This is a genomic window from Massilia sp. X63 (genome assembly GCF_041023745.1).
Lineage (GTDB): Bacteria > Pseudomonadota > Gammaproteobacteria > Burkholderiales > Burkholderiaceae_D > Telluria.
In genome coordinates this window covers 20209-28691 of the sequence record NZ_JBFTEF010000026.1, presented here as the reverse complement: position 1 = coordinate 28691, position 8483 = coordinate 20209, and the positions used below count along the sequence as shown (strand labels likewise).

Here is an 8483-nt window from a genome sequence, read left to right as displayed (position 1 = left end):
GGGAGCCTCGAGGTGATTCGCCAGGAAATGTAGAGTGTCGTCGAACATGGCGACGAAGGTTAACAGCGTTGCCGCGCGTTTACAACGACAAAATAAAATGCCGTTCAGTCTTAACTGAACGGCATTAGCTGCAAGGCTCCTTTTTTCGTTTGCGCGGGCGCTTGATGTCGCGGAGGAATGCTACGCTGGCGACATTGTTTGCGCGGTTGTAACACAGGGAGCGGGGCATGTTGTGGCCGGAAGAAGTCTGCCGCCTGCAGCCGAGCTGCGAGGCGAAAAGCGCTAGGCCGCGGACACTCGTCGACAGGAGGAGCAGCCGGCGAATCACTTAGCACGTCTTATTGGCCCGACTTGGCGCGCCTCTGCCGGCCGCAAGCCGAAGCCGCCGAAGCCCCCCGCCCGGTCAACGACCGTGCCGCGCGGGACGCCTCAGAAGCCAGCACCACCTGAGTCGGTTACGGCCGCGGCGCGGCGTTTTCTGCCTCCTCATCGGCATCCACGGCCGCGATTCGCGCCACTTCAGCTTCACCGAGGTGCGCGATCACGTCGGAAACGAAGTGCGCGCCGGCGCCGGGAACGTCTGTTCGAATATCCGCTGCCTTCTCCGTCACCCTGAACAGCTGATCCCCAACGGCCGTCAGGTCGGTGACCTCGCAGTTGTAGATGTTCTGGTCGAGCACCACGACATCGGCCGCCCGGCTTGCGTCGACCGCCTTGACCACGCCGGCATCAACGGTTACGACAACGACCGGGGGGGGCAGGTGTTCGCTGCCTCGTCGGCGGCCGCTTGCGCCGATACCTTGGCCAGGCTCGCTACGCGCGTGACCCCGGTCTTCTCGACCACCAGGTTGTAGTCTTCGCCGGCGGCCAGCGTGTCGAGCGCGTGGTTTTATCGTGACCAGTGCCTCGCTGACCTCCGGCGGAAACGCCACTGGCGGCCGGTCGACACGTGCAAAGTGCAGCTGCTGCTTGGGCACGCTGAGCTAGACCATGTTCGCCCTTACCTTGCTGTTTCGCAACAAAAGTTGAGCGATATGTTCGCCTCGGTGCTATGATACTCACTGAGTACACACAACGAAAATTTGAATGACTAGCAAACCGATCCCCCAGCAGGAATTTTTACGTGATGCGATGGCTGCTCTCGACATGACGCGGGACCAGTTCGCAGATCGTATCGGGACGTCGCGCCGCCGTCTCGACAACTGGCTTTTGCCTTCGGATTCCAAGGGCTTCCGCGAGATGGATGAGATGGCCTGGAAGTTCATCCGCGAGATTTTGAGCCACACCCCGAGAAAGGCGTGACTGTACTCATTGAGTATATATAATGATGGGTATGGACCAGTGCAATTCGCACTGTCGAGCAAAGGAAACGAGGGTGATCAACATGGGACAGCGAGAACTGTCAGCAGCAGCACAGGAAGCAATCGAAGTCGCAGATGCACAAGTCAACAACTTCGGTCTCCCGACCTACACCGAACTGCTGGACCTGGCGCGCCATGTCGAGCGCGGCGACCGTAACGGCTTGGGCGCGCTGCGTCCCGTTGCTCGCAAGCTGCTGGGCGAGTTCGCCTAACCCCGCCCGCTACGCTGGGCACATCACCCGGGAAAAGCATGGCCAAGTTGACTGAAGCGCAGAAGCGCGTGATGAGCTGGATCGGTAAAGGGTGGACTGCACGACGTTCGCACGGCACCGTGATCGAAGTGAACGGCAAGCGGGTCTGCAATGTGGACACGATGATGGCACTGTACCGCATGGGGCTTGCGCAACAGGCGCAAGAGGGTACCTGGGCGGCGACGGACAGTGGCAAGAACCTCGTCGCGCAACTCGGCCTATAACACTCGGAAAACGAAATGACGCCGAACGATCAACTGCTGGATGCGTACACCGAGTTCAATGACGCCGCGGTGGCCATGACGACCTGCCAGCTTGCGCAGGCGACGGAGGCTGGGCAGCGCCTCGAAACCGCGCGCAAGCGCTTCCAGGTCCTGTTCATGCAGTCGATCAAGGATTCGAGGCTCTGGTGCAAATTATGGACAAAGGCACGCTAACCTGCCGGCGCGCCGGCTGAGTTCACGCAGCCAGAACAGCTGCCCAGATTTCAGAGGGAGTTTGCCCCTGAGTTCCCAGACCTCGTAGGTCGAACTGCCCTTTGCGAATGCGATGCATGAGCTCAATACCTTGTATTGTTGTGGTAGCGGAAGTGAAGCTTTTCAAACCCAGCATCGGTCCAAGTCTGGATTTGACATTGCGATGGTCCTGCTCGATCAGATTGTTCAGATATTTTGACGAGCGAAGCTTCGTCAAGTCAGGAAGACGTCCCTGCTCTTGAAGTTCGCGAACGGCACGGTGGGAAGCGGCATAACCGTCCAGCGTAATAGTCTCGGGTGACCGGCCTTGAGAACGTATGGCTTTACGAAAGAATGCCTTGGCCGAAGCGACGTTGCGCCGCGGGCTGAGCCGGAAGTCGACGGTATTGCCGGCCGAGTCGACAGCCCGGTAGAGATAAGCCCACTGACCGCGGATCCTGACGTAGGTCTCGTCCACCCGCCAGGAGGTGCCAGCCGACGTCGCGAAGCGGCTCCAGCGTTTGTCGAACTCCGGTGCGTACCGCTGAACCCAACGCAGGATTGTCGTGTGAGCGATCGGCAGGCCTCGCTCAGCCATCATCTCGACCAGGTCTCGGTACGACAGCTTATAACGCAGGTACCAGCGCACGCAAAGGATGATGATCTCTTGTTCGAAGTGTCGGCCCTTGAACAGGTCGCTCGTGCTCGCGTGACTACGCATGTTAGGCAAAGGCCGTCATTCTAGCTGAGCTGCAGGTTTGCACCAGAGCCCGTCCACCCGCCAGGAGGTGCCAGCCGACGTCGCGAAGCGGCTCCAGCGTTTGTCGAACTCCAGTGCGTACCGCTGAACCCAACGCAGGATTGTCGTGTGAGCGATCGGCAGGCCTCGCTCAGCCATCATCTCGACCAGGTCTCGGTACGACAGCTTATAACGCAGGTACCAGCGCACGCAAAGGATGATGATCTCTTGTTCGAAGTGTCGGCCCTTGAACAGGTCGCTCGTGCTCGTGTGACTACGCATGTCAGGCAAAGGCCGTCATTCTAGCTGAGCTGCAGGTTTGCACCAGAGCCTTGAAGATGTCATCCCGAAAGCTGAAGGCGAAACTATCGCGCCGAAAAAGACGTTCAAGGATTACGAACCAGGCTTCGTTCACATCGATATCAAATACTTGCCGCAGATGCCTGACGAAAACTCGCGGCGCTATCTGTTCGTCGCGATCGACCGGGCCACGCGATGGGTTTATATGCATATCTACGGCGACATGACGGACAAGAGCAGCGTCGATTTCCTGCGCCGGCTCAAGCTTGCTTCACCGATCAAGATCAGCAAGATACTGACCGATAACGGCTCTCAGTTCACTGATCGCTTTGCTACCAAAGACAAGAAGCCGAGCGGCAACCACGCCTTCGACGTCGCCTGTGCTGCACTGCCGGCCGAGCATCGCCTGGCACCGCCACGGCATCCGCAAACGAATGGCATGGTAGAGCGCTTCAACGGACGAATTAACGAACTGCTACAGCAGACGCGCTTCGACAGCAGGGCTGATCTGGAGACGACCCTGATGAACTATTTGAAGCTGTACAACCATCACATTCCGCAGCGCGCCATCGACAGCAAAACACCAATTCTGGCGCTCAAAGAATGGCATAAAAAACGGCCAGAATTATTTGTCAAACGGGTTTATGAACAGGCGGGACTTGACAGTTAGCAACGCATAAATTTCGTGATTGACACCCACAAAGAAACTGATCTAACATCGACTCGGAATTGATACGGGTCCGTATGCGTATGTTTGAACGCCCTGGCGAACGCGTTGCGGCCGTCGCGGAGCAAAGAACCGCCATTGGATATTTAACGGACCGATCGATTCCTGTGCATGCAAACCCACGTGCCTGGCGCGCCACGAAGTGGGCAAGCGGCCTCGAGTCGCAACAATCAAAGCGCGCTGCCACAACGGTGTGCGATCGGGAGACACCGCCGCCGCTGTTCAATCTGGAGAGATTATGAAAGTAACGCAGTCGTATTCGGCAGCCGCAGCGAAAATCGTACTCACCTCTGTTGCGCTAGCGATGCCCTTGGCGGCATCCGCTCAGGGTACTAACGTAACGATCTACGGAAGGCTCAATACCGGGATCGACAATTACACGGCAAAGGGCGCCGCAACCGGGGCTGCCGGGGAGATCCGCTCTACCACACGGGTATTCGATGCGCTGTCACGCCTCGGCTTTCGCGGCGTGGAGCCGCTCTCGAGTGACTTGAGCGCTGTGTTCCAGATTGAAGGCGGGCTCAATGTCGATAATGGCGGCAACACCACCCAGGGCGGACAGCCCAATACAAGCACCGGCGGTATTGCGACCCGCACCACCTATGTCGGCCTGACCTCGAAGTCGATGGGGTCGCTGCGGTTCGGACGCCAGGACGCATACTGGATCACCTACCCGCACGCGCACACCGCGCTGAGCTACACCCACCTGGGACCGGAATTCCTGGTCGATGCTGCCTCGGGTCTGGTGACGATTCCCCTCGCGCGCCAGAACAACACCATCCAGTACATCTCGCCCAAGTTAGGTGGCTTCTCCACGGACATCAACTACTCCGGGGGGACCGAAAGCACCGCCGCCGTGCGCGACCGCGCCTACGCGGTCAAGCTGCACTACGAAACAGGCCCCTTCGCGGTGTCGTACGATTATGGCCGCTACGACAATCTGCCGGCTGCGACCGGACCGGTCGCCGGCCGCGACAAGATCGGGCAGCGCATTGCCGGCTCATACTCCTATGCGACCGGCGCCCGTATCGGCTTGCTGGTGACACGTCTGACGAACAACAACGTGGCGGCGGTTGCGGCCATCCCGGGCGGATTCGGCGGCATCCGCGCCGGCGACAATCTCGAAGTGACCTCGGTCGCCCTGAACTGGGAGCACACGATCAACCAGTTCCAGCTGTTCGCAGGCTACGGCAGGACCGGCGATGTCAAGAACAGCTCCGGCCTGCGCGACACGAAGTCGAGCATCGCCACCCTGGGCGTGCGCTATAACCTCTCCAAGCGCACCGGCGTGTATGTGGACTATGGCCAGATCCGCAACGAGCGCAACAACTACCTGGACTGGACCATTGGCGGCATCTCCTCGGCGACGGGCCCGGGCGGCTCGCTCTCAGCTGCCAATGCCGGCGCCGATCCGCGTATCTTCGGCATGGGGATCATGCACAGCTTCTGATCGCGCGGCCGCCAGGCGCCCGCGCGACGGTGCGCCCTGGCGGATGTTCGCTCGACGTGCGGGCAGCCTGTTCGATTGCCGATCGCGGCTGACATCGACCCGGCTGCCGCCATCACCACCGCGCAACACATGACTATGCGTCTCCCACCTGGCGCGCTTCCACCATGAATACTCAACTATCCGATGAACAGCTGTGCGGCGTGTCCGCCGCACCGCGCATACCGTTCATGCAGCGCCTTCGCCTGCCGGTCATCGCCGCGCCGATGTTCCTGGTGTCGGGCGTCGACATGGTCCTTGCGGCCTGCCGCGCCGGCATCGTGGGCGCTTTCCCGGCGCCCAACGCGCGTACCGCCGCCGATCTCGATGCCATGTGTGCCGGCATCACCGGCGCGCTCGCCGGTTCGCCTCAGGCCGCGCCCTGGGCGCTGAACCTGATCACGCACGCGACCTACGAGCGCCTGGGGGCGGAACTGGAGATCATCGCGCGCTACCGTCCCGAGCTGGTCATCACCGCCCTTGGCAGCCCGGAACCGGCGCTGCGCACTGTCAAGGAATACGGCGGGATGGTGTTCTCGGATGTGGCGACCGTCGCGCAGGCGAAAAAGGCGGTCGCGCATGGCGCCGACGGGCTGGTGCTGCTATGCGCCGGCGCCGGCGGACATACCGGCATCTACAATCCGTTTGCCTTCCTGCGCGAAGTGCGCCAGTTCTGGTCAGGTCCCCTGGTCCTGTCGGGCGGCATCGCCGACGCGGCCGGTATCCGTGCCGCCGAAATCCTGGGCGCCGACCTGGTCTACATGGGCACCCGCTTCATCGCCTCTCCCGAGAGCCTGGTGCCCGACGCTTACCGCCAGATGCTGGTCGAATCCACCCTCGAGGACCTCGTCACCAGCGCAGCCGTCACCGGCGTGTCGGCCAGCTGGCTGCGCCGCAGCCTGGAAGAGACCGGCTGGACCGCCGAAAAGCTCGCCGCCGGCACCCGGCGCAAGCCCGATTTTTCGGGCGACATCGGCGCCGACGGCAAGGCGTGGAAAAACGTCTGGGCGGCAGGACAGGGCGTCGGCCTGGTGAAGAAGGTCGAGCCGATCGCCGACATCGTCGCCGCGCTTGAGCATGACTACCACCAGATTCGGCTGCCCGGCGCGCGCCGCTGAAATGTGTGGCCCGCGCTTTACAAACATACGGTGCCGTATTATTATTTGAATCAACAATACAGCGGCATCGACCGCATCGAGGAGAAGACAATGACGCAACATACCGAGCCCGGTGTGGGCCTGAGTATCGATGTACTTGGTATTCCAACCAATTACCTGGAAGCCGGTGAAGGTCCTCCTCTGGTGCTGATCCACGGATCGGGCCCGGGTGTCTCGGCCCATGCGAATTGGGCCGGCGTGATGCCGGAACTGAGCAAATCGTTCCGCGTGATCGCACTGGACTGTCCCGGCTTTGGTTTCTCCGGCAGGAAGCCCGACGCCCAATATTCGATGCCATTCTGGATCGAGCATTTCCTCGCCTTTCTCGATGCGCTCGGCCTCAGGCAGGTTGCGCTGGTCGGCAATTCGTTCGGCGGCAGCCTGTCGCTGGCGGTCGCCGCGACGGCGCCCGAGCGCATCACGAAACTCGTGCTGATGGGTACGCCCTGCGGCAAATTCAAGATCACCGCCGGCCTGCGCGCGGCGCGCACCTATGTGCCCTCGCATGACAACCTGAAGGCCATGCTGCAGATGTTCCCGTTCGATAAAAGCATGGTGGACGACGCGATGGTGGCCAAGCGCCTGGAAGCGAGCAGCGCGCCCGATGCGCTGACCGCCTACCGCGCGCTGGTGCCCGCGTCCGCCGTCGAGGAAGGCAGTGACGGCATCATTTCCGGCGTGCCCGAAAAAGTGGTCGCCAGGCTGCAGCAGCCGATCCTGGTGCTGCATGGCCGCGAAGATCAAGTGGTCCCGATGGAGCTTGGCCTGCGCATTTTCACCAATGCGCCAAACGCCCAGTTTCACGGCTTCGCTTCCTGCGGCCACTGGGTGCAGGTCGAGCGCCGCGACCAGTTCGTGAAGGCCGCGCTGGCGTTCCTCGATGACGGGAGCGCTCCATGAGCGTGTTCGGTGTCGAAAAGGCGCTCTATGACCTGTCCATGAGCGGCAAGACGCGCAAGGCCTATGCGGGCGATCCCGACGCCTTCCTGGCGGCCTACAACATCTCGGAAGAGGAGGCCCGGGACATCAAGGCCTTCCAGGTCGCGAACATCCTGGCGCTGGGCGTGAATCCGATGCTGGTCATGGGCTTCTGGCTGCAGCTCGAGCCGGGCCACTCCCTTAAACAGTATCTGCGCGCGATCAGCGCCGCGCCAACAGCAGGAGAACACTGATGGCAACCGTCGTAGGCGGCTTCGTGCTGCCGCATTCCCCGATCATGTTTACCGCGCCGGATGCACTCGGCGCCGAGCGGCGCGCCAAGGTCGACGCCTGCTACCGCGCCATTTCGGCGCGTCTGCGCGAGCTGGAAGTGGACACCGTGGTCATCGCAGGCGCCGACCATTACCTGATCTTTGGTCCAAGTTGCCTGCCTCAGTACCTGATCGGCATCGCCGACGCCAAGGGGCCGATCGACCGCATTCCAGGCCTCGAGGAAGTGGCGGTGCTGACTGACCCCGCATTGGCCGCGCATATCCGCCAGGCCGGCTCGGAAGCCGGATTCGACTGGGCGGTTGCCAAGACCCTGCCGGTCGACCATTCCATCATGGTCCCGCACCAGCTGTGCGTGCGTCCGGCCGGACCGATTGCGACGGTACCGGTGTATCTGGCTGCCGGCGTCGAGCCTTACCTGGGCAAGCAGCGTGCATACGACCTCGGCCGCAGCGTGGGCCGTGCGATCGCCTCGTTCCCGGACGCGCGCCGGGTCGCCGTGATCGGCAGCGGCGGCATCAGCCACTGGGTAGGCCTGCCGCAGATGGGCAAGGTCAACCAGGAGTTCGACCAGATGGTGCTCGACCATGTGGCACACGGGCGCGCCGATGCATTGATTGCGATCCCGGACAGCGAGCAGGTCGCCATGGCAGGGAATGGTTCACTCGAACTACGCAACTTTCTGTTCGCCATGGGTGTCACCGGCGCCCGATCCGGCACGGTGATCGGCTATGAGCCGGCGCCGGAATGGGTCACCGGCCTGGGGTTCGCCGAACTCCATGTTTCCAACTGATTTTT

General features: G+C 61.7%; 11 protein-coding genes and 2 pseudogenes. 10 read left to right on the top strand and 3 right to left on the bottom strand.

What is annotated here, in order from left to right; translation table 11 throughout:
- Nucleotides 1–455: 455 nt before the first annotated feature.
- Nucleotides 456–722, bottom strand: coding sequence for a hypothetical protein (locus AB3347_RS25365; protein WP_369094434.1), 267 nt, complete (start codon nt 720–722; stop codon nt 456–458).
- 364 nt (nt 723–1086) lie between these two features.
- On the opposite strand from AB3347_RS25365, the gene AB3347_RS25360 reads away from it, so the two are divergent.
- The 4 genes from AB3347_RS25360 (at nt 1087) to AB3347_RS25345 (ending at nt 2049) form a co-directional block, all read left to right on the top strand.
- Entirely contained in the window at nt 1087–1302 is a 216-nt protein-coding gene (locus tag AB3347_RS25360; protein ID WP_369094433.1) for a transcriptional regulator, read from the top strand.
- A gap of 82 nt (nt 1303–1384) precedes the next feature.
- Complete coding sequence (locus AB3347_RS25355) at nt 1385–1573, top strand: hypothetical protein (RefSeq protein WP_369094432.1); 189 nt, start codon at nt 1385–1387, stop codon at nt 1571–1573.
- 38 nt (nt 1574–1611) lie between these two features.
- Nucleotides 1612–1836: a hypothetical protein gene (locus AB3347_RS25350; protein WP_369094431.1), complete on the top strand. Its 225-nt coding sequence runs from the start codon at nt 1612–1614 to the stop codon at nt 1834–1836.
- Between the two features lie 15 nt (nt 1837–1851).
- Nucleotides 1852–2049, top strand: coding sequence for a hypothetical protein (locus AB3347_RS25345; RefSeq protein ID WP_369094430.1), 198 nt, complete (start codon nt 1852–1854; stop codon nt 2047–2049).
- A gap of 22 nt (nt 2050–2071) precedes the next feature.
- Here AB3347_RS25345 and AB3347_RS25340 read toward each other — a convergent pair whose 3' ends face one another.
- Nucleotides 2072–2788, bottom strand: coding sequence for an IS6 family transposase (locus tag AB3347_RS25340; protein WP_369094429.1), 717 nt, complete (start codon nt 2786–2788; stop codon nt 2072–2074).
- Between the two features lie 96 nt (nt 2789–2884).
- A pseudogene (locus tag AB3347_RS25335) lies at nt 2885–3088 on the bottom strand (IS6 family transposase); the annotation flags it as partial.
- Nucleotides 3089–3137: 49 nt separating this feature from the next.
- On the opposite strand from AB3347_RS25335, the pseudogene AB3347_RS25330 reads away from it, so the two are divergent.
- The 6 genes and pseudogenes from AB3347_RS25330 to AB3347_RS25305 all read left to right on the top strand — a co-directional run.
- Nucleotides 3138–3776 (top strand): annotated as a pseudogene (locus tag AB3347_RS25330) (integrase core domain-containing protein); the annotation flags it as partial.
- A 295-nt stretch (nt 3777–4071) separates the two neighbouring features.
- Nucleotides 4072–5283 (top strand): porin, encoded by a 1212-nt coding sequence (locus AB3347_RS25325; protein WP_369094428.1) that lies wholly within the window; start codon nt 4072–4074, stop codon nt 5281–5283.
- Nucleotides 5284–5510: 227 nt separating this feature from the next.
- On the top strand, nt 5511–6437 hold the full coding sequence (locus AB3347_RS25320; RefSeq protein ID WP_369094427.1) for an NAD(P)H-dependent flavin oxidoreductase: 927 nt from the start codon (nt 5511–5513) through the stop codon (nt 6435–6437).
- Nucleotides 6438–6467: 30 nt separating this feature from the next.
- Nucleotides 6468–7376 (top strand): alpha/beta fold hydrolase, encoded by a 909-nt coding sequence (locus AB3347_RS25315; RefSeq protein ID WP_369094426.1) that lies wholly within the window; start codon nt 6468–6470, stop codon nt 7374–7376.
- The gene (locus AB3347_RS25310) at nt 7373–7648 is read left to right on the top strand and encodes a hypothetical protein (protein WP_369094425.1); all 276 of its coding nucleotides are present in this window, start codon (nt 7373–7375) and stop codon (nt 7646–7648) included. The genes AB3347_RS25315 and AB3347_RS25310 overlap by 4 nt, the downstream gene beginning before the upstream one ends.
- Nucleotides 7648–8478, top strand: a complete 831-nt coding sequence (locus AB3347_RS25305; protein ID WP_369094424.1) for a hypothetical protein — start codon at nt 7648–7650, stop codon at nt 8476–8478. The genes AB3347_RS25310 and AB3347_RS25305 overlap by 1 nt, the downstream gene beginning before the upstream one ends.
- Nucleotides 8479–8483: the final 5 nt, after the last annotated feature.

Coding starts and splice junctions, on each gene's coding strand:
- AB3347_RS25325 (WP_369094428.1), top strand. CDS start 4,072: ATGAAAGTAACGCAGTCGTATTCGGCAGCCGCAGCGAAAATCGTACTC.
- AB3347_RS25360 (WP_369094433.1), top strand. CDS start 1,087: ATGACTAGCAAACCGATCCCCCAGCAGGAATTTTTACGTGATGCGATG.
- AB3347_RS25345 (WP_369094430.1), top strand. CDS start 1,852: ATGACGCCGAACGATCAACTGCTGGATGCGTACACCGAGTTCAATGAC.
- AB3347_RS25340 (WP_369094429.1), bottom strand. CDS start 2,788: ATGCGTAGTCACGCGAGCACGAGCGACCTGTTCAAGGGCCGACACTTC.
- AB3347_RS25310 (WP_369094425.1), top strand. CDS start 7,373: ATGAGCGTGTTCGGTGTCGAAAAGGCGCTCTATGACCTGTCCATGAGC.
- AB3347_RS25305 (WP_369094424.1), top strand. CDS start 7,648: ATGGCAACCGTCGTAGGCGGCTTCGTGCTGCCGCATTCCCCGATCATG.
- AB3347_RS25350 (WP_369094431.1), top strand. CDS start 1,612: ATGGCCAAGTTGACTGAAGCGCAGAAGCGCGTGATGAGCTGGATCGGT.
- AB3347_RS25320 (WP_369094427.1), top strand. CDS start 5,511: ATGCAGCGCCTTCGCCTGCCGGTCATCGCCGCGCCGATGTTCCTGGTG.
- AB3347_RS25355 (WP_369094432.1), top strand. CDS start 1,385: ATGGGACAGCGAGAACTGTCAGCAGCAGCACAGGAAGCAATCGAAGTC.